The organism is Nonomuraea sp. LP-02, assembly GCF_036289125.1.
GTDB lineage: Bacteria > Actinomycetota > Actinomycetes > Streptosporangiales > Streptosporangiaceae > Nonomuraea > Nonomuraea bangladeshensis.
This window is the reverse complement of sequence record NZ_JAXCLK010000001.1, coordinates 4,003,540-4,028,826: the sequence shown is the minus strand read 5'-3', so window position 1 is coordinate 4,028,826 and position 25,287 is coordinate 4,003,540. Positions and strand designations below refer to the sequence as shown.

Annotated in this window: 11 protein-coding genes and 1 pseudogene; 8 read left to right on the top strand and 4 right to left on the bottom strand. The window is 73.9% G+C overall.

Annotated elements, in window-relative coordinates; genetic code table 11:
- The first annotated feature begins 22 nt into the window (after positions 1 to 22).
- Both SMD20_RS18640 and SMD20_RS18635 read left to right on the top strand, forming a co-directional pair.
- On the top strand, positions 23 to 1,270 hold the full coding sequence (locus tag SMD20_RS18640) for a GTP-binding protein (protein WP_329582598.1): 1,248 nt from the start codon (positions 23 to 25) through the stop codon (positions 1,268 to 1,270).
- Between the two features lie 61 nt (positions 1,271 to 1,331).
- A complete protein-coding gene (locus tag SMD20_RS18635; protein WP_329582596.1) occupies positions 1,332 to 1,976 on the top strand; it encodes a hypothetical protein in 645 nt (214 codons plus the stop codon).
- On the opposite strand, the gene mgtA is transcribed toward SMD20_RS18635, so the two are convergent.
- Entirely contained in the window at positions 1,922 to 4,609 is a 2,688-nt protein-coding gene (gene mgtA, locus SMD20_RS18630; protein ID WP_329582595.1) for a magnesium-translocating P-type ATPase, read from the bottom strand. The genes SMD20_RS18635 and mgtA overlap by 55 nt on opposite strands.
- A gap of 216 nt (positions 4,610 to 4,825) precedes the next feature.
- On the opposite strand from mgtA, the pseudogene SMD20_RS18625 reads away from it, so the two are divergent.
- The 5 genes and pseudogenes from SMD20_RS18625 to SMD20_RS18605 form a co-directional block, all read left to right on the top strand.
- Positions 4,826 to 5,149, top strand: a pseudogene (locus tag SMD20_RS18625) (NAD(P)H-dependent oxidoreductase subunit E); the annotation flags it as partial.
- A 21-nt stretch (positions 5,150 to 5,170) separates the two neighbouring features.
- Entirely contained in the window at positions 5,171 to 6,448 is a 1,278-nt protein-coding gene (locus tag SMD20_RS18620; RefSeq protein WP_329592591.1) for an NADH-ubiquinone oxidoreductase-F iron-sulfur binding region domain-containing protein, read from the top strand.
- Positions 6,445 to 9,111 (top strand): formate dehydrogenase subunit alpha, encoded by a 2,667-nt coding sequence (gene fdhF, locus SMD20_RS18615; RefSeq protein ID WP_329582593.1) that lies wholly within the window; start codon positions 6,445 to 6,447, stop codon positions 9,109 to 9,111. Before SMD20_RS18620 ends, fdhF begins: the two co-directional genes overlap by 4 nt.
- Before the next feature lie 190 nt (positions 9,112 to 9,301).
- The gene (locus SMD20_RS18610; RefSeq protein ID WP_329582591.1) at positions 9,302 to 10,693 is read left to right on the top strand and encodes a glycoside hydrolase family 43 protein; all 1,392 of its coding nucleotides are present in this window, start codon (positions 9,302 to 9,304) and stop codon (positions 10,691 to 10,693) included.
- On the top strand, positions 10,690 to 13,923 hold the full coding sequence (locus SMD20_RS18605) for a galactose-binding domain-containing protein (RefSeq protein ID WP_329582588.1): 3,234 nt from the start codon (positions 10,690 to 10,692) through the stop codon (positions 13,921 to 13,923). The genes SMD20_RS18610 and SMD20_RS18605 overlap by 4 nt, the downstream gene beginning before the upstream one ends.
- Before the next feature lie 47 nt (positions 13,924 to 13,970).
- Here the strand turns inward: SMD20_RS18605 and SMD20_RS18600 are convergent, their stop codons facing one another.
- A complete protein-coding gene (locus tag SMD20_RS18600; protein WP_329582586.1) occupies positions 13,971 to 16,229 on the bottom strand; it encodes a pectinesterase family protein in 2,259 nt (752 codons plus the stop codon).
- Between the two features lie 194 nt (positions 16,230 to 16,423).
- On the opposite strand from SMD20_RS18600, the gene SMD20_RS18595 reads away from it, so the two are divergent.
- Positions 16,424 to 19,360, top strand: a complete 2,937-nt coding sequence (locus SMD20_RS18595; RefSeq protein WP_329582583.1) for an endo-1,4-beta-xylanase — start codon at positions 16,424 to 16,426, stop codon at positions 19,358 to 19,360.
- Between the two features lie 3 nt (positions 19,361 to 19,363).
- On the opposite strand, the gene SMD20_RS18590 is transcribed toward SMD20_RS18595, so the two are convergent.
- Both SMD20_RS18590 and SMD20_RS18585 read right to left on the bottom strand, forming a co-directional pair.
- Positions 19,364 to 23,857 (bottom strand): WD40 repeat domain-containing protein, encoded by a 4,494-nt coding sequence (locus SMD20_RS18590; RefSeq protein ID WP_329582580.1) that lies wholly within the window; start codon positions 23,855 to 23,857, stop codon positions 19,364 to 19,366.
- Positions 23,858 to 24,009: 152 nt separating this feature from the next.
- A complete protein-coding gene (locus tag SMD20_RS18585; protein ID WP_329582578.1) occupies positions 24,010 to 25,257 on the bottom strand; it encodes a C39 family peptidase in 1,248 nt (415 codons plus the stop codon).
- Between the last annotated feature and the right edge of the window lie 30 nt (positions 25,258 to 25,287).

The following is a 25,287-nucleotide window of genomic DNA, read 5'->3' as shown; positions in this document are numbered from 1 at the left end:
TCATCGAAGGACATGACGTTCGTTGCGTACGCTCAACCTGGGAATCCTCGCGCATGTGGACGCGGGCAAGACGAGCCTGACCGAGCGGCTGCTGCACGCAGCCGGGGTCATCGACGAGCTCGGCAGCGTCGACGACGGCAGCACCCAGACCGACACGCTCGACCTGGAACGCCGGCGCGGCATCACCATCAGATCGGCCGTGGTCTCGTTCGCCGTCGGCAACACCACGGTCAACCTCATCGACACCCCCGGCCACCCCGACTTCATCGCCGAGGTCGAACGGGTGCTCAACGTGCTCGACGGCGCGGTGCTCGTGGTCTCCGCCGTCGAGGGGGTGCAGGCGCAGACCCGCGTGCTCATGCGGACGCTGCGCAGGCTCGGCATCCCCGCGCTGGTGTTCGTCAACAAGATCGACCGCCGGGGCGCGCGGCCTCTGGGCGTGCTGGAGGAGCTGGCCTCCCGGCTGGCGCTGCCGGTCGCCGCCATGGGCGAGGTCGCCGGCGCGGGCACCCCGGAGGCGGCCTTCGTCCCGCACGACGGGGCGGAGCTGCTCGACGTGGTCACGCTGCACGACGACGCGCTGCTGGCCGCGTACGTGCGGGGCGGCGAGGCCGTGCCGCCCGCCCGGCTGCGGGCCGCGCTCGCCGCCCAGACCCGCGAGGCCCTGGTGCACCCGGTGTTCTTCGGCTCGGCCATCACCGGGGCCGGGGTGGACGACCTGGTCGCGGGCGTACGCGAGCTGCTGCCCGCCGCCGGGGGCGATCCCGGCGGGCCGGTCTCGGGGGCGGTGTTCAAGGTCGAGCGCGGCCCGGCGGGCGAGAAGCTCGCGTACGCGCGCCTGTTCTCCGGGACGTTGCGCGTCCGCGACCGCCTCCGCCTGCCGGGCGGCGGCGAGGCCCGGGTCACCGGCATGGACGTCATCAGCGCGCCCGCCCCTGCCGCCCGAGCGTCCGTCGCGGCCGGTCAGATCGCCCGCCTGCGGGGTCTCGACGCGGTCCGGGTCGGCGACCCGCTGGGCGAGCCGCCGCCCCGGGCGGGGGAGGGCCACTTCGCGCCGCCCACCCTGGAGACCGTGGTGCGGCCGGCCCGTCCCGCCGACCGGGGCGCGCTGCTGCTCGCCCTGACCCGCCTCGCCGAGCAGGACCCGCTCATCGGCCTGCGCCAGGACGACGCGCGGCGAGGTCTCGCTGACGCTCTACGGCGAGGTCCAGAAGGAGGTCATCCAGGACACCCTGCTGGAGGAGGACGGCCTGGAGGTCTCCTTCCGTGAGAGCACCACGATCTGCGTCGAGCGCCCGTCGGGCTCCGGCGCGGCCGTCGAGCTGATCGCCGTGGACCCCAACCCGTTCCTCGCCACGGTCGGCCTGCGGGTCGAGCCCGGACCGCCGGGCGGCGGGGTGGCGTTCCGGCTGGAGGTGGAGCTGGGCTCGCTGCCGTACGCGTTCATGCGCACCATCGAGGAGACCGTGCACGAGACCCTTCGGCAGGGCCTGCGCGGCTGGCAGGTGATCGACTGCGTGGTCACGCTCACCCACTCCGGCTACTGGGCCAGGCAGAGCCATTCGGGCGGCGTGTTCGACAAGAGCATGTCGAGCACGGCCGGCGACTTCCGCGCCCTGACGCCGCTGGTCGTCATGGACGCGTTGCGGCGGGCCGGGACCGTGGTGTGCGAGCCGGTGCACCGCTTCACGCTGGAGCTGCCCGCCGACACGACCGGCGAGGTGCTGCCGGTGCTGGCCCGGCTCGGCGCGGTCCCCCGCGCGCAGGGGCCGGGCCTGATCGAGGGGGAGATCCCGGCGGCGCGGGTGCACGAGCTGGGGCAGCGCCTGCCCGGCCTGACCCGGGGGGAGGGGGTGCTGGACAGCGCCTTCGAGCGCTACCGCCCCGTACGCGGCCCGGCCCCCGCCCGCCCCCGCCTCGGTCACGACCCGCTCGACCGCAAGGAGTACCTGCTGCGCGTGCGACGGCGGGTGTGACCGCCAGGCGGGAGGGCGGCCGGGATGGTGAAGCGGTGGGCCCGGCGGTGCGCGGCATGGGCGGGCGTACGCTCACGACCGGCGGGGGCCAGGGGCACGCCCCGGTAGAACCAGAGCTTGCCGAGCTCGATGAGCACGAGATAGGCGGCCACCATCAGGGCGAGGACGAGGAAGAACGGCCCGGGCAGCGGCCGGAAGCCCAGGGCGGCGGCGAAGGGCGCGGCGGGGATGAGCGCGCCGACGGCGACGACGCCCAGGGCGGCCAGCAGCAGCGGGACGCTGGGCCGGCTGCGGAAGAAGGGCACCCGCCTGGTGCGGATGGCGAAGATCACCAGGACCTGGGTGGCGAGGGACTCCACGAACCAGCCGGTGCGGAACAGCGGCGGGCCGGCCTGGAAGAGGCCCAGCATGACCGCGAAGGTGGCGAAGTCGAACAGCGAGCTGATCGGGCCGAAGAACAGCATGAACCGCCGGATCAGCCGCACGTCCCAGCGCGAGGGCCGCCGCAGCCGCTCGGGATCGACGGTGTCGGTGGGGATGGCGAGCTGGCTGGAGTCGTAGAGCAGGTTGTTGAGCAGGATCTGGGAGGGCAGCATCGGCAGGAAGGGCAGGAACGCCGAGGCCGCGGCGGCGGAGAACATGTTGCCGAAGTTGCTGGAGGTGCCCATCAGCACGTACTTCATGGTGTTGCCGAAGATCCGGCGGCCCTGGAGGACGCCGTCGGCCAGGATGTCGAGGTTCTTCTCCAGCAGCAGCACGTCGGCGGCGTCTTTCGCGACGTCGGTGGCCGTCTCGACGGAGATGCCCACGTCGGCGGCGTGCAGCGCGAGCACGTCGTTGACGCCGTCGCCGAGGAAGGCCACGTCCAGGCCGCCGCGCCGCTGGACGCGCACGATGCGGGCCTTGTGCTCGGGGCTGACGCGGGCGAAGACGGTGCTCTGCTCGATGAGCGCGGCCAGGTGGGCGTCGTCGGCCGCCTCGACGTCCTGGCCGGTCAGCACCCGCCCGACCGGCAGTCCGAGGTCGGCGCACAGCTTGGCGGCGACCGTGGGGTTGTCGCCGGTGAGGACCTTGACGGTGACGCCGAGGCCGGTGAGGCGGTCCAGCGCCTGCGGCGCGCCGGCCTTGGGCGGGTCGAGGAAGACCAGGAGGCCGCGGAAGGTGAGGTCGTGCTCGTCGGCCGGGGTGAGCGTCGTCCGCAGGGCGTCCGCTCCCTGCAGCGGCCGGGTGGCCACCGCCACCACGCGGTTGCCCGCGGCGAACTCGGCTTCGAGCATCGCCTTCGCCTGGTCGCCGATGGGGGAGCTGCGCTCCAGCACGGCCTCGGGAGCGCCCTTGGTGACGATCACGCGGTGGCCGTCGCCGTCCTCGACCAGCACGGACGCCGTACGCCGCTCGTGGTCGAAGGGTACGAGGGCGAGCCGCCGGTAGCGGGCCGCCGCCTCTTGCAGGACGCCGGCGGCGGGGGCCTCCCACAGGGCGACGTCCAGGGGATTGCCGCCCACGACGCGGCCCTGCCCGTCGGAGGCGGCGGCCTCGTTGCACAGCAGGCCGAGTTCGAGCACGTCGTCGGCGGGGCGTCCGTCCGGACCGAGCGAGCGCATGAAGCTGATCCGCCCCTCGGTGAGTGTTCCGGTCTTGTCGGTGAACAGCACCTCGATGTCACCCAGGTCCTCGATGCAGACCAGGCGTTTGACCAGCACCCGGTGCTGGGCCAGGCGCCGGGTGCCGGCCGCCAGGCTGGTCGAGACGACGGCGGGCAGCAGCTGGGGGGAGATGCCGACGGCGATCGCCAGGGAGAACAGGAGCGCGTCGAGGACCGGGCGGTGCAGGACGAGGTTGATGACGAAGATGGCGGCGGTGAGCGCGGCGGCGACCCGTACCAGCAGCATGGAGAACTTGCGCAGCCCGATCTGGAACTCGGTCTCCGGGTGGCGTTCGCCGAGCTGGAGCGCGATCCGCCCGAACTCGGTCCGTCCCGCCGTCGCGACGACGACGCCGGTCCCGGACCCGGCGTGCACCACGCTGCCCATCAGGGCGCAGTCGCGCAGGTCGGCCAGTGCGGCGCCGGCGCTCACGGCCTCGGAGGTCTTGGCGACGGGCAGCGACTCGCCGGTCAGCACCGATTCGTCGCACTCCAGCTCCGTCACCGACACCAGCCGCAGATCGGCCGGCACGATGTCGCCCAGCCGGAGTTCCACGAGGTCGCCCGGGACCAGGGAGGTCACGTCGACGGGGCGGGGCCGGCCGTCGCGCCGCACCAGGCAGCGGTGCCGGATCTGGGAGTGCAGCGCCTCGGCGGCCTTCTCCGCGCGGTATTCGTTGACGAACCCGAGCCCGACCGAGGCCGCCAGGATGATCCCGATGATCAGGGCGTCCGATCGTTCACCGAGGAAGAACGACGCGGCCGCGGTCACGGCGAGCAGGACCAGCAGGGGCGAGCGCAACTGGCGGGCCAGCACCGCGGCGCGGCGGGCCCGGTGGGTGCGCAGCGCGTTGGGCCCCACGGCGGCCAGGCGCCGCTCGGCCTCCGCCTGGCTCAGGCCGCCGGTCGTGCCGCCCAGCCGGGCCAGCACCTCGTCGACCGGCAGCGCCGCCGCGCCCCCGACCTCCAGCGCGTCCTCGCCCGTCACGGGTTCATCGCCGGCCGGCCTGGTCGTCTCTCACCCTCGCCTCCAGTCTGGTCCTGCCGGAGGAGCTTCCCCGGGCCCGCCGGTACGAGACCCCCGGCGGAGGAAACTCTTGCCCACCGGCTGTCTCGGGTGTCCGATAAGAGGGAAACGGGCATGCACAATCCGTGAAGCCACCCTTTTGACGCGTTCCGCGCCCTCGCCGAACGGCGCGGACGGCCGGGCGCCCGGCTGCTCGACGCGCTCGCCGCCGCTGCCGCCGAGCACGCGGGACCGCCCGCGAGGTGGGCGCCCGAGGTCGCCCGCCGGTTCGACCTGCCCGCGGCCGCCGGGCTCGGGCCCGCCACCTACTTCGCCGACCTGGCGACGCCGCACGGACGCCGCGACGTGCGCATCTGCACCGCTACGGCGTGTTTCGCGGCCCAGGCGGGCCGGCACCTGCCCGCCGCCGAGAGCGCGCTCGGCGTCACCGCCGACGACGACCGCGACCCGGACCCCGGCGTGTCCCTGCGGACCGTCCGCTGTCTCGGTTACTGCTACGGAGGACCGGCCGCGCTGGACGGCGTGACGGTCTGCGCCGGGCCGGACCTCGCCGACCAGCTTGCCGGGCGCGCCCGGCCGCACGCGCCGCCCATCCCGGCGGCCGACGCCACGGGCGACCCGGTGGTGCTCGCGGGCGTCCTGGGCGACGAGGACCCGTGGCGGATCTGGGCGGAGACCGTGAGCCGGCGAAGCCCTGAGCTGGTCCGGTCGGAGGTGGCGGCCTCCGGGCTGCGCGGCCGGGGCGGGGCCGGCTTCCCCGTGGCGGCCAAATGGGCGGCGGCGGGCGGCTCGCCGGACACCGTGGTGATCGCCAACGGCGACGAGGGAGACCCGGGCTCCTACGCCGACCGGCTGCTCATGGAGGCCGATCCGGCGCGGGTGCTCGCGGGGCTGGCGCTGGCCTGCTTCGCCTGCGGGGCGCGTCGCGGCCTGGTGCTGGTCCGCTCGGAGTACCCGCGGGCGCTGGCACGGATGCGGGAGGCGGTGGAGCGGGCCCGCGCGGACGGCCATCTCGGCCGCCGGCCGCACGGCGGCGGCGCCGACCTGGAGATCGAGGTGGTGGCGGGCGCCGGCTCGTACGTCGCCGGCGAGGAGACGGCGCTGATCGCCGAGCTGGAGGGCGGCCGAGGCTGCGCGCGGGCGCGGCCTCCGTACCCCACGGACCGGGGTGTGTGGGACGCCCCGACCGTGGTCAACAACGTGGAGACGCTGGCCGCCGTGCCGTGGATCGTCAGCCGCGGCGGCGCCGCCTACGCCCGCCGCGGCACGCCCGGAGAGACCGGCACGAAGCTGGTCTGCCTGTCCGAACGGTTCGCCCGTCCCGGCTGCCACGAGGTCGAGCTCGGCACCCCGGTCCGGCGGATCGTCACCGAGCTGGGCGGCGGGCTGCGGGACGGGGCCGAGCTGGCGGTGCTGCAGGTCGGCGGCCCGCTGGGCGGGTTCCTCGCCGAGGAGGATCTGGACGTCCCGCTCACCGAGCGGGATCTGGCCGGTCACGGCGCGGCGCTCGGCCACGCCGGGCTGGTCGCCGTGGACGGGCGGATCGAGCCGCTGGACGTGCTCAGGCACGTGTGGGAGTTCGCCGCGGCCGAGAGCTGCGGCGCCTGCTCGCCCTGCCGGGTCGGTTCGCGGCGAGGGCTGGAGCGGGCGCGCTCCGGAGTTCCTCCTGACGACGCCTACGCCCGCATGCTGCGGGTGATGGGCGAGGCCAGCCTGTGCGCGTTCGGCCGGCGGCTGCCGTACGCGGTGCGCAGCCTGGTCCGCGCGTACGGGGAGCGGCTGCGGGGGTGGGGCGGATGAGGGTGACCGTGGACGGCCGTCCGGTGGACGTCCCCGCCGGGGCGTCGCTGCTGGCGGCCGTACGCGCCGCCGGTCTCGGCGTGCCCACGCTCTGCCATGACGACCGGCTGACGCCCGTCGGCTCCTGCCGGGCCTGTTCGGTACGTGCGGACGGGCGCGTCGTGGCGGCCTGCGTCACCCCGGCGGCCGAGGGCGCCGAGGTGACCGTCGAGGGGGAGGAGCTGCGCGGCCTGCGCCGCGACGCCGTGGAGCTGATCGTCTCGGTGCTTCCGCCGTACGCGCTGGACGGCGACGGCGAGCTGGCCAGGACCTGCCGGGAGCTCGGCATCGGCCCAGCCGGAGGCGGCGCGGGACGGGGCCGGGACGACAGCCATCCGTTCGTCCGGCTCGACCGGGACCTCTGCATCGCCTGCGGCCGGTGCGTACGCATGTGCGCCGAGGTCCAGGGCACGTTCGCGCTCACGCTGACCGGCCGGGGATCGGAGACCGTGGTCGCGCCGGGCACCGGCGGCCTCTGGGCGGACTCCGACTGCGTCTCCTGCGGGGGCTGCGTGGACACCTGCCCGACCGGCGCGCTCACCGAGCCAGGACTGCCCGCGGGGTCCTGGCTGGGCCCGCTCACCCGTACCCGCACCACCTGCGGGTACTGCGGCGTCGGCTGCGCGCTGGACGTGCTCACCCGCGACGGCGAGGTCGCCGCGGTACGCCCGGCCGGCGACGGGCCGGTGAACCGCGGCCACGCCTGCGTGAAGGGCCGTTTCGCGCACGGGTTCCTGCATGCCGGCGACCGGCTCACCCGGCCGCTGCTGCGCGGGCGCTCCGGCCGCCTGGAGCCGGTCGGCTGGGAGGAGGCGCTCGCGCACATCGCCCGCGGCATCCGCGAGGCCATCGACGAGGCGGGGCCGGGATCGGTGGCGGCGATCTCCTCGGCCCGCTCGACCAACGAGGAGAACTACCTGCTCCAGAAGCTCATGCGGACGGTCGTCGGCACCAACAACGTCGACAACTGCTCACGCCTGTGCCATTCGCCGTCGGCCGCCGGGCTCACCGCCACGTTCGGCCTGGCGGGCGGCACCGACGCCTTCGAGGACGTGGAGCGGGCCGACTGCCTGCTCGTGGTGGGCGCCAACCCCGCCGAGGCGCACCCGGTGGTCGGCGCGCGGCTGCTCCGTCAGGTGCTGGGCGGCGCGCGGCTGGTCGTCGCGGACCCCCGCGCCGTCGGGCTCGCCCGCCACGCCGACGTGCACCTGAGACCCCGGCCGGGAACGAACGTCGCCCTGTTCAACGGGCTCGCGCACGTCCTGCTCGCCGAGGGCCTGATCGACGAGGACTTCCTGCGGCGCCGCGCGGCCGGGCTGCCCGAGCTGGCCGCGGTCCTCGACGACCACCCGCCCGGCCGGGTGGCCGCGATCACGGGCGTGCCCGAGGCGGACCTGGTCGCCGCCGCGCGGCTCTACGGCCGGGCCGAGCGCCCCGCGATCCTGTACGGGCTCGGCGTGACCGAGCACCTGCACGGCACCGACGGCGTACGGACGCTGGCGAACCTGGCGATCCTGCGCGGCGCGGTCGGCACCGGGCGCGGGTTCGGCGTGAACCCGCTGCGCGGCCAGAACAACGTCCAGGGCGCCTCCGACATGGGCGCGCTGCCCGACCTGCTGCCCGGTTACGGCAAGGTCCGCGACCCGGTCGCGCGCGGCAGGGCCGAGCAGGTGTGGGGCGTCCGGCTGCCCGAGCACGACGGCCTGCGGATCCCGGAGATGTTCGCGGCGGCCCGCGCGGGCGACCTGCGGGTGCTGTGGATCGTCGGGGAGGACGTGGCGACCACCGATCCCGACGCCAACCGGGTCGTCGAGGCGCTGGAGTCGTGCCCGCTCGTCATCAGCCAGGAGCTCTTCCTGTCCGAGACCGCCCGCCGCGCCGACGTGGTCCTGCCGGCGGCCTCGTGGCTGGAGAAGGACGGCACCTTCGTCAACTTCGACCGGCGCTTCCAGCGCGTACGCCCCGCGCTCGCGCCGCCCGGCGAGGCGCGCGCCGACTTCTCCATCGTGCACGCGGTCGCCGCGGCGCTCGGGGCGGACCTGGGTTGCCCGACGCCCGCCGCGGCGCTGGCGGAGTGCGGGCGGGTGGCTCCCGTCTTCGCCGGGATCTCGCACGAGCGGCTGGACCGGGAGGGAGCCGTCCCCTGGCCGTGTCCCGAGGCCGGCCGGCCCGGGGTGAGCCGGCTCTACCAGGACCGTTTCGCCACCGCCGACGGGCTGGCGCGGCTGGCCGCTCGTCCCTACCTGCCGCCGGGCGAGGCCGCCGACGACGACTACCCGCTGATCCTCGTCACCGGCCGCCGCTGGGCGCACTACAACTCGGGCACCATGACCCGGCGGAGCGGCGCTGTCGAGATCGACCCGACGGACCACCTCGACCTGCATCCCGCCGACGCGGTCCGCGCGGGCGTCCGCGACGGCGACCCGGTGCTCGTGGAGAGCCGGCACGGGCAGGCCACGCTGACGGCGCGGGTCACCGAGGAGGTCCTGCGCGGCCAGGTCTTCTGCGCCTTCCACTTCGCCGCCAGCCGGGTGAACGCCCTGATCTCCAGCCATGCGGACACCGTCACCTCGTGCCCCGAGTACAAAGTCACCGCCGTACGTCTCCGAAAGCCTTTTCGGTGAGATCGAATCGTAACAAGTCGCTCGCTCGCTGATCAGTGGCTGTGCGTCCACGGAGTGCCAGGTAGGGCCGTATGCAAGCCGTAGCAGTGGCGCATTGACAGTCCGCCACCACCCGGTTTACGTTCCCGAAAACCTTTTAGGTCTACCCGGAGTGAATGTTAGCGCTAACAGAAAAGGGAGCACACCCCCCATGAGACGACGACGGGCGGCGGCCCTCGCCGCGGCACTCCTGCTCCTCCTCCTCGGCACCGCGCCCCCCGCGCTCGCGGGCGCGCCGATCACCACCGCGATCTACACGGCCGACCCGGCCGCGCTGGTCGTGAACGACACCCTGTACCTCTACACCGGCCACGACGAGGCCCCGACCGGCGGCACCAACTTCGTCATGCGCGACTGGCACGTTTTCACCTCCTCCGACGCCGCCACCTTCACCGACCAGGGCGCCAAGCTGGCCATCTCCAACTTCTCCTGGGCCGGCGCCGACGCCTGGGCCGGCGAGGTCGAGCGCGGCGCGGACGGCAAGTACTACTGGTACGTCCCCGTCAACGGCAACGGCGCCGGCTGGATGGACATCGGCGTCGCGGTCGGCGACACCCCGCTCGGCCCCTTCCGCGACGCCAAGGGCGGCCCGCTGGTCAGCGACAGCACCCCCAACTCCTCGCCGCTCAACATCGACCCCACCGTCTTCACCGACGACGACGGCCAGGTCTACATGTACTGGGGCTCCTACTACGGCCTGCGCGCCGCCCGCCTCACCAGCAACATGACCTCGCTCAACGGCTCGGTCATCACCCCGAGCGGCGTGACGAACTTCTGGGAGGCCCCCTGGATGTTCAAGCGCAACGGCGTCTACTACCTCGCCTACGCCGCCAACGACTCGGCCTGCTCCGCGCCCGGCTACGCCTGCATCCGCTACGCGACCGCGAGCAACCCGCTCGGCCCCTGGACGCACCGCGGTGTCGTGCTCGACCAGGTCAGCTCGACCACCAACCACCCGGCGATCATCGAGTTCAAGGGCCAGTGGTACATGGTCTACCACAACGCCTCCAGCCCCGGCGGCGGCAACTTCCGCCGCTCGGTGACCATCGACAAGCTCTACTTCAACGCTGACGGCACCATGCAGAAGGTCGTGCAGACCGGCGGCCCGGTCACCCCGGGCAACCTCGCCGCGAGCGCCACCGCCTCCACCTCGTACGTCTCCCCGTGGGAGACGCTGGCCGCCCTCAACGACGGCTACACCCCGGCGAACTCGGCCGACCACAGCCACGGCGCCTACGGCAACTGGAACCACCAGGGCACCGAGTGGATCGAGTACCGCTGGCCGACCGCCCAGACGGTCTCCCGCTCCGAGGTCTACTGGTTCGACGACGACCAGGGCATCGACCTGCCCGCCTCCTGCCGGGTGCAGTACTGGACCGGCAGCGCCTACGCCGACGTCCCCGGCCAGTCGGGCTGCGGCGTGGCCGCGAACACCTTCAACGCCACCACCTTCCCCGCGATCAGCACCACCAGGCTCCGACTGAACATCACCTCGCGCACCGGCTACTCGACCGGCGTCCTCGAATGGAGGGCCTTCTCGTGAGACGTGTCCTGACCGCCCTTCTGCTGGTCGCGGGCCTGGTCGTGGCGGGCGCCCCGGCCAACGCCGACCAGACCATCGGCTATCCGGCCTTCAGCGGCCCGGCCGTGCCTGCCCCGCCGGGGACGTACACGACCGGCAACACGATGCGGGCCATCTACGACGCCGAGAGCTCCGGCACCGACTTCTGGATGGACCGGCTGCTCGCCCGGCCCGGCAACGACCCGGCCGGCACCTGGCTGATGACGCGCGGCCGGGCGCTGTTCATGAAGACGCACACGCCCGGCACGCTCGGCTTCGCGGGACAGGTGGCGTACTGGGAGAGCATCAGCAACGCGAACGCGTTCACCGTGGCCGTCACCCCCGGCACCTTCACCGAGCAGGTGAACTCCCGCTGGCAGGCGCCGAGCCACTGGAAGAGCCGGCACACCTCGGGCTCGGTGACGATCGACCAGACCAAGTTCATCACCGACAACAACGTGGCCGTCGCCAACCTCGCCATCACCAACGGCGGCTCCGCCTCGACCACGCTGCAGCTCCGCGCCACCTCGCCGTACGCGACCACGGGCAGCGGCAGCGAGCTGACCGGCCAGGTCAACGCCTACAACAACCTCACCACGCTCTACCCCAGGCTCACCGGCGACGGCTTCACGGTCTCCAGCGGCGGGCTCAACCGCTCGGTCACCGTCGCCGCCGGCGCCACCGTGACCGTCAAGGTCGTGATGGGCTTCGTCACCAACGAGATCCCGGCCTCGCGCACCGAGTACGACGCCTACGCCGGCTACACGCCCGCGACCGCGTTCGCCACGCACGTGCGCGCGTACAACCGCTGGTGGGCCGACAACGTCCCCTACATCGACGTGCCCGAGCCCGGCATCAAGAAGAACATCTACTACCGCTGGTGGCTGATGCGCTACAACCACCTCGACGCGGACATCCCCGGGCAGACCTTCCAGTTCCCGACGTCGATGGAGGGCGTGCTCGGCTACAACAACGCCATCGCGCTGACCCAGCCCATGCACATCGACGACCTGAAGTACCTACGTGACCCGGCCTACGCCTACGGCGACTGGCTCAGCGTCGGCCAGACCTCCAAGAACGGCCGCTTCCTCGACAACCCCGGCGACCCCGAGAACTGGTCGAACAGCTACACCCAGTACATCGCCGAGGCCGCGTGGAAGAGCTACCAGATCCACGGCGGCCAGCCCGGCATCGCCGCCAACCTCGCCCGCTACGCCGAGCAGGACGTCAAGGGCCAGCTCTCCTACTACGACACCGACAACAACAAGCTCATCGAGTACGACTGGGGCGCCCTCACCGGCAACGACGCCGACGCCGTCTCCTTCCACTGGAAGCCCGGCCGGATGGACCGCGCCGAGTCCGCCTACCAGTACAGCGGCGCCCTCGCGGCCGCGCAGGCGTACGAGGCGATCGGCAACACGGCCAAGGCCACCGAGATGCGCAACCTCGCCACCCAGATCCAGAACGCCATCGTCGGCGTGCTGTGGAACCCGAGCCGGCAACTGTTCGAGCACCGGCTGAAGTCCACCAACGAGTGGGTGCCGTGGAAGGAGATCAACAACTACTACCCGTTCGCGGTGGGCGCGATCCCGAACACGGCGACGTACAAGCAGGCGCTGCGCCTGTTCGACGACCCCGCGCAGTACCCGATCTTCCCCTTCTACACCGCGAACCAGGCCGACAAGGCGGCCTCCGGCACCGGCAGCAACAACTTCTCCACGATCAACTCGACCGTGCAGTTCCGCCTGCTCTCCTCGGTGCTGCGCAACTACCCCAACGAGTGGATCGACCCGACCTGGTACAAGAAGCTGCTCTACTGGAACGCCTGGGCCCAGTACGTCGGCGGCAACACCCAGTGGCCCGACGCCAACGAGTTCTGGGCCGACTGGAACGGCTCGTCCATCACCTACCGCTCCTGGATCCATCACAACATCCTTGGCAGCAGCAACTGGACCGTGATCGAGGACGTCGCCGGCCTGCGCCCGCGCAACGACGCCAAGGTGGAGCTGTCGCCGATCAACATCGGCTGGTCCCACTTCACCGTCAACAACCTGCGCTACCGCAACGCCGACCTGACCATCGTCTGGGACGACCCGGCCGACGGCGTCGTCCGCTACCCTGGCGTGCCCCAGGGCTACTCGATCTTCATCAACGGCAGCCGCGTGGCCACCGTGTCGTCGCTGGTGCCGTTCACCTGGGACCCGGCCACCGGGGCCGTCACCACCTCCGGCACCGTCTCCTACAACGTCGCCGTGTCAGGGCTGCAGGCGCCCGCCCAGGTCAGCCAGACCAGCGCGCGCATGGTCGACCTGCTCGCCAAGGCCGGCGTCGACCTGACCGCCGACCTCGCCAACCTGGCCGCCGGCGCCACCGCAACGGCCTCGACCACCGCCTCCGGCAGCACCACGGCCGGCGCCGTGGACGGCTACCCCATCAACGAGCCGTTCTGGGGCGGCACCACCGCGGGCCAGGACTGGTACGAGCTCAACTTCGGCACCGCCCGCACGCTCAACGAGGTGCGGCTCTACTTCAAGGACAGCCGCCCGGCCAGCGCCACCTACCGGGCCCCGGCCTCCTACGACATCCAGTACCACAACGGCAGCGCCTGGGTCAGCGTGCCCTCCCAGGCGAAGAACCCGGCCACGCCGCGCGCCAACTACAACGTGGTGCAGTTCCCCGCCGTCACCGCGCAGCGGGTGCGGGTGCTGGCCACGGCCGCCTCAGGCGCGCGGACCGGCCTCACCGAGATCAAGGTGCACAACAGGGGCGGCGTCCAGCCGCCGGCCAACCTGGCGACCTCCGCCACGGCGAGCGCGTCCTACACCTCCTCCTGGGAGAGCGTGGCCGCGGTCAACGACGGGATCGACCCGTCCTCGTCGAACGACACCGTCAACCCGCGCTGGGGCTGCTGGCCGGAGACCGGGCAGCAGTGGGTGGACCTGACCTGGTCCTCCTCGCGCACGCTCAACCGGGCCGAGGTGTACTTCTTCGACGACGAGCAGGGCATCGACATGCCGGCGTCGTGGAAGCTGCAGTACTGGAACGGCAGCGCGTACGTGGACGTGCCCGGCGCGTCGGCGTACACGCTGACCAAGAACGCCTACAACAACGTGACCTTCACCGCGACCGGCACCACGCGCCTGCGGGTGCTGCTCACCGCCAACGGCACCAGCAGCGTCGGGCTCCTGGAGGTGAAGGCGTACGGGTCATGAGCCCGCCCGGTTGACGAGGGCCCGCCGGCCGGCGGGCCCTCCAGCTCCTACAGGTGCCGTCCCGCGCCCGCGCCGGCCGGCACCAGCGCCTTGAGCGCCCTGGCCGGATGCTTCCGGCCGGCCAGAGCGGGCGTCCAGCCGGCGTCGGCGCCGAGCGCGGCCCCGGTGGCCGCGTTGTAGGCCGCCACCAGGTCCGCCGGCCGGCCGTCCACGAGGTTGTCCCGCGCGGTGATCGCCGTGCCGCCGAAGACGGTCAGCACCTTCGCCGCCGGGACGCCGTCGAAGGCGTTGGCCTCGGCGTACACCCGCGAGCCGACGCCCACGCCGATGCTGTAGACGTGGCCGGGGCCGCCGGTGACGTAGTTGTTGTAGACGTGCACCTGCCCGAAGCGCACCCGGGGCGTACGCTGCCCGAGGCCCTCGAAGTAGTTGTGGTGCAGGGTGACCTTGAGCTTGTCCTCCTCGGCGTAGCGCGCCGGGTTGTCGGTGTTGCCGATGAGCATGACCTTGTCGTGGCCGCTGAGGTGGTTCCAGGACAGCGTCACGTAGTTCGAGCCGCGCACCACGTCGAGCAGCCCGTCGTGCACCTGGTACGGCCGGCCGAAGTAGAGCGGCTGGCCCGAGTCGGGGTTGTCGCCGTCGTTCAGCGTGTTGTGGTCCAGCCAGACGTGCGTGGAGCCGGAGACCTCGACGTTGTCGAACGAGGCGTTCCAGTTGCCCTCCGCGCCGTCGGTCGGGTCCCACTGCGGGAAGCAGTCGGAGGTGTCGGTGATGGTGAGGTTGCGGACGATGACGTTGTCGGCGCCGCTGATCCGCAGGCCGAAGCTCTTCAGCGCGGCGTCGCGGCCCAGGCCGACGAGGGTGACGTTGGAGCCGATCGTGACGGTGACGTGCTCGGCCATCTTCGCGTACGACGCCTTGCGCGCCTCCTCCAGCGGCCCGGACGGCACGCTCGTCCTGCCCCACACCGCCGGGTCGTAGGCGGCCAGGTAGGCATCCAGGCTGTAGCCGTCCACGGCGTAGTCGGCGCAGGTGAGCGGGCGGCCGGATTCGTCGGTGTCGGCGTCGATGGCGCCCTTGACGTAGACGATGCGCGGCGTGTTGTCGGCCGGGTCGCCGAGCGCGGCCTTGAGCTCGGCGCGGGTGGTGACCACGTGCACGTTCTCGGGGCGGGCGGCCGACCCGCCGGTGGTGCCCGTGGTCGCCGCGGCCCAGCCGTCGTCCGCGGGCAGCACCTGGCGGCCGAGTTCGCGCGGGCCGGGGCGCGGCGGCGTGCGGCGCACCGGGTTCCAGCCGTCCGCGCCCGCGAGGTAGCGCTCCGGGGTGAAGGCGGCGGCCTGCGCGGGCGTGAGCGCCGGCCGGTCCGCGCCGGCCGACGCGCCGGGGCCCTCGTTGCGGTACTCCGACAGGCGGGCGTCCCGCCAGCTCAGCCCGGACATGTCGGTCCAGGGGGCGTCCTTGACGTGCTGGCCCAGCCATGACTCGCGCACCAGCACCTGCCCGCGCGCCGTCGCCGAGCCGCCCGCCGGCCACGGCCGGCCGAGGTGCACGCTGCGCGCCGGGGCGTCGCTGACCAGATGGCTGCGGTAGATGAGGAAGCCGTAGGGGTTGGCGAGCTCGGTGCTGGCGGCGGTGACGTAGCCGTTGTTGTCGGCGCTGCCCCGGTCAAGCGATTTGATCACGCAGTTGTCGAAGACGGCGGTGGCGCGGCCGAAGATGAAGTCGACGTCGCCCTCCACGTGGCAGTCGCGGAAGTACTGGCGGGCGGTCGTGGTGGCCGAGGCCGTGTTGGCGTAGAGGGTGTCCTGGTTGCCGAGGAAGCGTACGTTCTCGTAGACCTGGCGGTCGCCGGTGGTGCGGACGGCGACGGCCTGGCTGGGGCCGTTCGCGGCCTCGTCGTAGGAGTTCTCGAAGGTGAGGTTGCGTGCGGTGAAGTCGGGGGCGCTGATCACGTACGACGCGCTGCCCGTGGTGCCGTACGGGCCCGAGCCGTCCGGCTTCGGCGTGGCGGCGGAGACGTCGAAGGTCAGCACCACCTCGCGCGGGTCGCGGGTGTCCCCGACGAGGGAGATGTACGGCTTGTCGGGCGGGATGACCACCTGCTGCCGGTAGGTGCCCTTGCGGACCAGGATCGTGACCGGGCGGGTGTTGCCCGAGGGGACGGCGTCGACCGCGGCCTGCACGGTGGTGTGGTCGCCGGTGCCATCGGCGGCGACCACGATCGTGTCGCGTTTCGGGGTGCCCTGGGCTTCGGCGGGCGTGACGGTGAGGGCCAGCAGGAGGGGGAGGAGTAACAGAAGTCGCATGCGCAACCTCGCAGAGGGTGGTGCGGCAATCGGTTGCATGAAACGTTCGCGTAACCCTGCTGGCACGTCAATGGATGCAGTAAAACTGCATGATTGCTGCAACAAGCGGTTGCAGAAGCATTGACCGCCCTGTCGTCCGGCTCTACAGTCCGCCTGCTACTTATCGGGAGATTTCTGAAACTTTCAGGAGCACCGTGCGCACCCTCCTCCGGGCCCTGGTGGCCGCCGTCCTGTCCTGTCTGCTGCCCGCGGCGTCCCTCGCGGCCGCCGCGTCCGCGCGGGCCGCCGCCGATCTCGTCTACGACTTCGAGGACGGCACCACGCAGGGCTGGAGCCCGCGCGGCGACGGCGTCTCCGTGGCCGTCACGACCGAGGCCGCCCACGGCGGCGCCGCCTCGCTGCTGGTCACCGGCCGCACCGCGAACTGGCACGGGGCCTCGCTCGCCGCGCCGTTCGTCAAGGGCGTCACCTACCGGGTGAGCGCCCACGTCCGGCTCGCCGCCGGGCAGCCTGCCGCGACGATCGCGCTCACCGTGCAGCGCACCCCCGCCGGGGGCGAGACCACGTACGAGCGGGTCGCCGCCGCCACCGTCACCGACGGGGCGTGGGTCCGCCTGGCCGGCACGTACCTGTTCACCGCCGACTCCACCGACCTGCAGCTCTACGCCGAGAGCGACGACGCCACCGGCCGCTACCACCTCGACGACATCGTGCTCGCCCCGCAGGGCGACCCCACCCGCGAGCCGATCGCCGCCGACTTCGAGGACGGCACCACGCAGGACTGGTCGCCGCGCGCCTCCGCCACCCTCGCCGCCACCACCGAGGCCGCCCACGGCGGCGCCCGCAGCCTCGCCGTCACCGGCCGCTCCGCCTCCTGGGACGGCCCGGCGCTCAACGTGCTCGGCCGCCTCGGCAAGGGCGACAAGTACCAGCTCTCGGTGTGGGTCAGGCTCGGCGCCGGCGCGGGCTCCGGCCGGCTCGGGCTGTCGATCGAACGGCGCACCGCGGGCACCGCGAGCTACGAGCGGATCGCGCCGCCCACGGACGTGCCGGCGGGGGAGTGGGTGCGGCTCGCGGGGACGTACACGCTCTCGCGCGACGTGGACTTCCTCAGCGTGTACGTCGAGTCCGAGACCGGCACCTTCCCCTTCCACCTCGACGACTTCGCGCTGACCTACGTCGCGCCCAAGCCGATCCAGACCGACATCCCGGCGCTGAAGGACCGCGTGCCCTTCACCCTGGGCTCCGCGCTCACCCGCCCCGACGCCTTCGGCGTCCACGGCGAGCTGCTGGCCAGGCACTTCAGCGGCATCACCCCCGGCAACGAGCTGAAGTGGGACGCCACCGAGCCCCGCGAGGGCGAGTACGCCTTCGCCGACGCCGACGACCTCGTGGCCTTCGGCGAGCGGCACGGCATGACGATCCGCGGCCACACCCTCGCCTGGCACAGCCAGACCCCGGCCTGGGTGTTCGAGGGGGCCGACAAGCAGACCCTGCTGAACCGCCTGGAGAGCCACGTCCGCACGCTCGTCACCCGCTACAAGGGCAGGATCGCGGCCTGGGACGTCGTCAACGAGGTCGTGGACGAGAACCAGCCCGACGGCCTGCGCCGCTCACCCTGGTACGAGATCGCCGGCCTCGACTTCATCCGCACCGCCTTCCGCGTCGCCCACGAGGCCGACCCGGACGCCAAACTGTTCATCAACGACTACAACACGGAGTTCCCGCGCAAGCGCGAGGCCCTGTACGCGCTGGTCAAGCGGCTCAAGGCCGAGGGCGTGCCGATCCACGGCGTCGGCCACCAGCTCCACCTCAACATCGAGCAGCCGCCCGCCTCCTCCGTCGAGGACACCATCGAGCGCTTCGCCACCCTCGGCGTCGAGCAGCAGGTCACCGAGCTCGACGTCAGCGCCTACACCGACTTCGTCTCCTCCTACGACACCATCCCCGACGAGCTGATCGCCGAGCAGGGCCACCGCTACAAGGAGCTGTTCGACGTCTTCCGCCGGCAGGCCGCGCACCTCACCTCCGTCACCGTCTGGGGCGAGTCCGACGACGTGAGCTGGCTCAACACCTGGCCGATCACGCGGCTCGACGCGCCGCTGCTGTTCGACAGGGACCTGCAGGCCAAGCCCGCGTACTGGGGCGTGGCCGACCCGTCGAAGCTGCCGCCCCGGGTGCGCCGCCTGGAGGCGCCGGCCGGCGAGGTGGTCCTCGACGGCAAGCGCGACCAGCAGTGGGACCTGCTGCCCGACGCCCCGATCGCGCGCGTGGGCGAGGTGTCGGCCGGCTTCCAGGCCCGCACCACGGCCGCCGGCATGTACGTGCTCGCCGAGGTCGCCGACCGCAGCGTCTCCGCCGCCGACCGGGTGACGTTCACCGTGGACGGCGTCGCCCGGACCGTCACCCGGCTGGGCGGACACAAGGCCGCCGTCCGGCCGACCCCCACCGGATACCGCGTCGAGGCCCTGGTCCCCAAGGGCACGAACGTGGACGTCACCGTACGCGACGGCGGCACCGCCGTCTCCTGGACAGGGAAGGTCACCCCCGCGCCCGCCGTGAAGCTCACCACCGCCGCCCACCGCGCGCCCGTGCTCGACGGCGTCGTGGACCCGGCCTGGCGGGCCGCGCCCGAGATCCGCACCGGCACCTGGATCCAGGGCACGTCAGGGGCCACCGCCACCGTCCGGTCGCTGTGGAGCGGCTCCACGCTGTACGTGCTCGCCCAGGTCACCGACCCCGTGCTCAGCGAGGAGTCGCCGAACGCCTGGGAGCAGGACTCCGTCGAGATCTTCGTCGACCCCGGCAACGGCAAGACCAAGGGCTACACCGACGACGACGGGCAGTACCGGATCAGCTTCTCCGGCCGGCTCACCGTCGGCGGCACCTTCGACGCGGCAGGCGTCAAGGACAACCTCAGGGCCGTGACCCGCGCCGTGCCCGGCGGCTACGTCGTCGAGGCCGCCATCGCGCTGCCGACCGCGACGCTGCGGCCCGGCACCCTGCTCGGCTTCGACGTGCAGGTCAACGACGCCACCGGCGCGGCCCGCACCGCCGCCGTCACCTGGAACGACGCCACCGGCCGCAGCTACCTCGACACCAGCCACTGGGGGGTGCTGCGGCTGTCCTGAGCCCTAGCTCGTCGCCGGGCAGGGGAGGGCGTAGGGGCGGCCGGGGACGTACTGCGCCCACTCCTCGCGGGTGATCGCCGCGCCCGCGCGCTCGCACACCGTGGCGGCGGCCTGCTCGGTGTCCAGGCCCCAGAGCTGGACCGCCGCGCCCGACGTGGCGGCCAGCGTGGCGCCGTCCGGGGTCGCCGCCACGTCGTCCACCGGCTCGGGCCCGGCCAGCACCGCCCACAGGGACGGGCGGGCGCGGTCGGCCACGTTCCACACCCGGAGCGTGCGGTCGCGGGAGGCGGTCACCAGCGTCCGGCCGTCCGCGCCGAACGCCGCCGCGGTCACCGGGCCCGTGTGCCCGCGCAGCAGCGCCGGCCGCTTCGGCCGCTCCGGGGCGGCGACGTCCCACAGGGCGGCGGCACCGTCCGCGCCGGTCGTCGCGAGGGTCCGGCCGTCGGGGCTGAACCGCAGGCCGAGCACGCCGCCCGGCTGCGCGGCCAGGTCGGCGAGCAGGCGCGGCTCGGCCGGCTTCGACACCTCCCACAGGCGTACGGACGCGGTGCCTGAACCGGTCGCCAGCACCTTCCCGTCCGGGCGGAACGCGAGCGCGTCCAGCCGGCCGTCCGCCGCGCCGGGCGTCGCGACCCGCTGCGGGGCGGCCGGGGTGGACACGTCCCAGAGCTGCGTCCGGCCGTCCCCGCCGATCGCCGCCACCAGCTTGCCTCCGGGGGCGTACGCCACCGACCGCAGCCCGGACGCCGGTCCCTGCATCGTCGCGACGAACTTCGGGTTCGCCGGCCGCGCCACCTCCCACAGCCTGGCCGTGCCGTCGAGCGCGGCCGAGACCACGTACCGGTCGTCCGGGCTGAACGCCACCCCGACCACGGCGCCGGTGTGCCCGCGCAGCGTGGAGACGGGCGTCGCGGCGGCCGGGTCGCCGATGTCCCACAGCTTCACGGTCTTGTCGTCGGAGACGGTGGCGAGGGTGCCGCCGCCCTTGGCGACGGCCAGGGCGTTCACCCGCGCGGTGTGCCGGCCCAGCCGGGCGCGGGCGGCGACGCGGGCCGGGTCGGCGACGTTCCACAGCCGGGCCACGCCGTCGCCGCCGGCCGCCGCGAGTGTCCGGCCGTCCGGACTGAACGCGACCCCCGCCGCCGTACTCACCGTTGGGGTGAGGACGGCGGCTTGCTGCGGCTCGCCCGGCGTCGAGATGTCCCACAGGCGAACGGCCCCGTCGGCGGAGGCCGCGGCCAGAACGTCCCCGTCCGGGCCGAACGCCACGTCCTCCACGGCGACGCCGGCGCCGGCGGCGGTGCCGGTCAGCGTGGCCGCCGCGATGTTCCACAGGTGCAGCGCGCCCGTGGCGGCCCCGGTGGCGAGACTCCGGCCGCCGGGGCTGAAGGCGACACTGCGCACCGCGCCGCCGTCCGGGGACACGAACGCGGCCAGGGTCGCCGGCGTGGCGGGCGTGAGCACGTCGAGCAGCGTGACCCCGGTCGCGGAGGTGACGGCGACCATGCGGCCGTCCGGGCTGAAGGCCACGTCGGCGGGCTCGCTCGGCTGCCTCAGCACGGCGACCGCCTTGGGGGCGGCGGGGGCGGCGACGTCCCACAGACGCACCGTCCGGTCCGCGCCCGCCGTGGCGAGCAGCCCGCCCTTGGGGGCCGCCGCGACGGACAGCACCGGCCCCACGTGACCCTTGAGCGTCGCGAGCGGCTTCGGCCTCGCGGGGTCGGCGGCGTCCCACAGCCGGGCGGTGCCGTCGGCGGACGCCGTCGCCAGCACCTTCCCCTCCGGGCTGAACGCCGCCGCCGTCAGCCCCGCCGTGTGGCCCGTGACGACGCCCGCGCTCTTCGGCCGCAAGGGGTCGGCGACGTTCCACAGGCGGGCGGTGCGGTCACCCGAGACCGTGGCGAGCACCTGACCGTCCGGGCGGTACACCACCCGCTCCACCGGGGCCGCGTGGCCGAGCAGACGCGACGGGATCGGCCGCGACAGCGCGCCGAGCAGCGCGCCCCTCGCCTCCGGGGTGGGGGAGAGGCGGTAGGCGGCGAGCGCGAGCTGCGCGGCAAGCGCCGCGTCCGGCAGAGCGGCGGCGGACGCGGCGACCTGCCGCGACAGCGCCGCGTCCCGCTGCGCGGCGGCCTGCCGCTCCTGCCGCGCCGCCTGCCCCGCCGCCCGCCACTGCAGCACCGCACCGGTGGCCACGGCCAGCACGAGAACGGAGAGCGCGGCGATCACGGCCCGGCCCGCCAGCGCGCGCCGCCGCTGCCGCCGACCCGACGCCGCAAGAAACGCCTGCTCAACCCCCGCCAGCCCTTCACCCGCCGCATCCGGGCCGGGGCGCGTGAGCGGGCGACGCCGGGCCGGGCGCCGGCCGGCGGCGACCAGTTTGCCGTGCACCGTCATCGAGCCCACCGCGGGAAGCGCCCCGCCGTCGTCCGCCCGCCCCTCCGCGGCGTTCGGCGATGCGGGCCCGGGCGGATCGGCGGTGAGGGCGATGGCGGCGGCGAGGCGGGTGTCGGCGTACAACTGGGCGGGGTCACGGCCCTCGCGTTCCCAGCGCCGCGCGTCCTCGGCGAGCCGCCGCCGCACGAGCGTGGCGGCCCGTTCGGCGTCCACCCACCCGCCGAGCCGGGGCCAGGCGCGGATGAGCGTGTCGTGCACCAGCCCCGCCTCCCCGCCGTGCACCGTGACCAGGCGCGAGCGGGCCAGCCCCGCGAGCACCTGCGCCCGTACGGACGCCGCCTCCCCAGATCCGCCATCGGTCAGCGCGGCGAGGGGCACCCTGCGCCCGGCGGCTCCGGCGGCACCGTCCGTACGCACCATGCGCAGCAGCAGCTCGCGCGCCATCCCCTCGAACTCCGGCCCGAGCGCCCGCAGCGCCTCGTCCGCGCTCGCCGCCACCGCTCCCGCGACCCCGCCGGCCGCCCTGTAGTCGGCCATGGCGAGCACGTCACCGGAGCGCCGTTCCCAGGTCGCGAGCAGGGCGTGGGACAGCAGCGGCAGCGCGCCGCCCGACCGTTCCAGCTCCGGCTCGTACGCCCGCAGCTCCTCCAGCACCAGGTCCGCCAGCCCGGCCTCCAGCCGGAGCGCGCAGCGCGCCGCCGGCTCCTCGATCATGGCGCGCAGCTCGGCCTCGCCCGGCGGCGGCACGACCTCGGGCCGCCGCAGCGCCGCCACCAGCTCCGGGTAGGCCGCGCACGCCCCGAAGTGCTCGCTCCGCACCGAGACCACCACGGACGACGCCCGCGCCAGCTCGCCCAGCGCCGCCACGAACCGCCGCCGCGCGGCCGGATCCGCGCACTCGGTGAACACCTCCTCGAACGGGTCCACGACCACCAGCACCGGCCCGGCCGGCAGGGCGCGCGCCGCCGCTCCGGGATCGGACTCGATGACCGCGCGCAGCCGTACCGGATCGCCGCCGCCGAGCACGGCCAGCTCGCGGGCCAGCGCGCCGAGCGGGTCGGCGCCCGGCGCGAGCACGACGACGCCCGCCGCCTCCCCGCCCGGGGACCGCGACGCCAGGAACGCCGGGACGAGCCCGGCCCGCAACACCGACGACTTCCCGCACCCGGACGGCCCGGTCACCACGACCGGCCCACCACCCACCCGCTCCACCAGTGACCGCACCAGCGCCTCGCGCCCGAAGAACAGCTCCGCGTGCTCAATCCCGTACGCCGCCAGCCCCCGGTACGGGCTTGCCGGCGGATTCCCGGCGGTCGCGGGCACCACCGGCCCCGGCCGGTGAGCCGGGTTGGGCGCGAGCGGCGCCGGGGAACCCACGCTCCCGGCGATCCGGCGCGGCCGGGAGAAACCGGCGGCGGGCAACGCGCGGGCCAGCCGATGATGAACCTGATCCAGGGTGAAGGCGGCCGGCCCGTCGGGGTCGCCCTCGTTGAGCAGCCGCAGCAGCGCCCCGCCGAGCGCGGTGTGCCGTACGCCGGGCAGCGCCCACCCGTTCGCGTCCTTGCTCGCAGAGGCCAGCACGTACGCCCGCCCCATCCCCTCGAACACCCGGTCCATCGCCCTGGCGGGCACCGGCCGCCCGCCCCCGGTGAAGCAGCAGTCGAGCACCACGACGGCCAGCTCGGCCGCCGACCCGGCCAGCATCTGCCGTACCACGCTGAAGGGCAGCGCCTGATGACCGGGCTCGCCCTGCGCGAGGTCGACGGTGGCGCGCGTGGCCAGGTGCAGCTCGCCGTCCGGGGCGAAGATCCCGTACCCGGAGTAATGGAACAGCAGGACCGAGGTGGCCTCCCGCGCCGCCCGCTCCAGCGCCTCGCCGAGGACGGCCGGGGTGGCGGGGTCGACCAGCACGGTGAGATGGGCGGGCGCGAGCCCGGCCCGCTCGACCAGGCACCGGCCGAGGTCGCCCACCGTGGCGGGAACGGCCGGGGCCACGGGCAGCCGCGAGGCCGGCTGGTGCGCCCCGGTGCCCGCCACCACGGCCCTCGCCCCGTCGGAGGCGAGCAGCAGCGGTGGACCGTTCCAACGGGACCGCACCACGCGGGTTCTCTCCGAAATCGCCGAATCGTCCTCTGTCATCGGAGCTCCACGGCGGGCAGTCGGGGGTGGCCATTGAGGGCTGTAAGGGTACGGAAGTCTCCGGCCGGCGTCGAGGGGCCCGGAGGACGGACCCCTCTGCCTCCCGGACGGGCTCACCAGTTGGCGGGCAGCCCCGGCGTCGTGGCGGGCAGGGCGTGGCCCGCCGGGTGGATGACGTAGGCGATGCCGCCGCTGCTGGAGCTGCGCAGCCAGACGTTCTCGAAGTCGGCGCGCGGGTAGACGCGCCGCACTGCGGCGTTGCTGGAGGAGGCCGGGTCGTTGGCGATGACGTCGCCGTTCGCGGTGAAGCCGACGATCACCATGAGGTGGCCGTTGGTGCCGTACCCGGCGCCGGGCAGCTCGCTCTTCTTGAACGACTGCGAGGTGATGACCGGCACCCCCGCCTTGACCAGCCGCTCCAGCTCGGTCAGCGAACGCAGCCGGGTGACGAAGCCGTCCAGGCCGTACCGGCCGGCGTAGGCGGTGTTGAACGGCCAGTTGCCGGCGCCCTGGTAGGCGTGGTCGTAGGTGTAGCGGGCCGCATAGTCGACCTCGGGGTTCGGATCGGACGGGTCCACCCACGCGGTGTCCTGCGCGCTCGGCCACTTGCCCCAGTAGCCGAGCACCATCGTGGTGGAGGTCGGGCTGCACCACGCCTCGCCGCCGCCGTCCCATTCCGGGTAGTGGCCGACGTGGATGTTCTGGGAGCGGCGCGGCACGTCCAGCTCGACGCCCCAGGCGCCGCCGCCGGGGCTGACCGGCACGGTCTTGCGCTGGGGCACGTTGGAGGCCATCGCCCCGGACGTACGCACCCGCGGCGTGAGCGACGAGCCCGGCGTCCGGTAGAGCGTCAGCCGGAGCTGGTAGCCGCTCATCTGCTTGCCCGCCGCCGCGACCAGCGTGTCCACGGCCACGCTGGCGTCGTCGTCGCCCTGGCCGCCCACCGACGTACGGCGGATGTCGCCCTCGGTGTAGGCCCAGCGGCCGAGGGAGTACCACTTCGTCAGCCCTTCGGCGTTCCTGGCACGGGCCTCGACCTGGAGCCAGCTCCCCGGCGGCAGGTCGGCGGTCCAGGACGCGATCAGCTCGGTGGCGGGGAAGCCGATGGCCCGCTCGGGGCCGGTCCAGCGGGCGTACTCCCAGGTCTTGGTGCCGAGGGCGTCGGTGTACGAGGTGGTGCCGGCGGGCGAGACGAACGACAGCCCGCCACCCGCGGCGGTGCCCTCGGTCGTGCCCGCCGTGAAATCGGCCCGCTGGAAGACGACGTCGGCCACGTCGGCCGAGGCCGGTTTCGCGGTCGCGGGCGGGGCGAAGGTCGTCACCACGAGGAGGGACGACAGGACCACGGTCAGCGCGCGCATGTGCCCACCTTCTCGCGAGGCGTACGGTCC

What these genes read in the sequence shown, in the direction of transcription:
- SMD20_RS18600 (WP_329582586.1), bottom strand. Translation starts at nt 16,229, where the DNA reads ATGCGACTTCTGTTACTCCTCCCCCTCCTGCTGGCCCTCACCGTCACG.
- fdhF (WP_329582593.1), top strand. Translation starts at nt 6,445, where the DNA reads ATGAGGGTGACCGTGGACGGCCGTCCGGTGGACGTCCCCGCCGGGGCG.
- SMD20_RS18610 (WP_329582591.1), top strand. Translation starts at nt 9,302, where the DNA reads ATGAGACGACGACGGGCGGCGGCCCTCGCCGCGGCACTCCTGCTCCTC.
- SMD20_RS18585 (WP_329582578.1), bottom strand. Translation starts at nt 25,257, where the DNA reads ATGCGCGCGCTGACCGTGGTCCTGTCGTCCCTCCTCGTGGTGACGACC.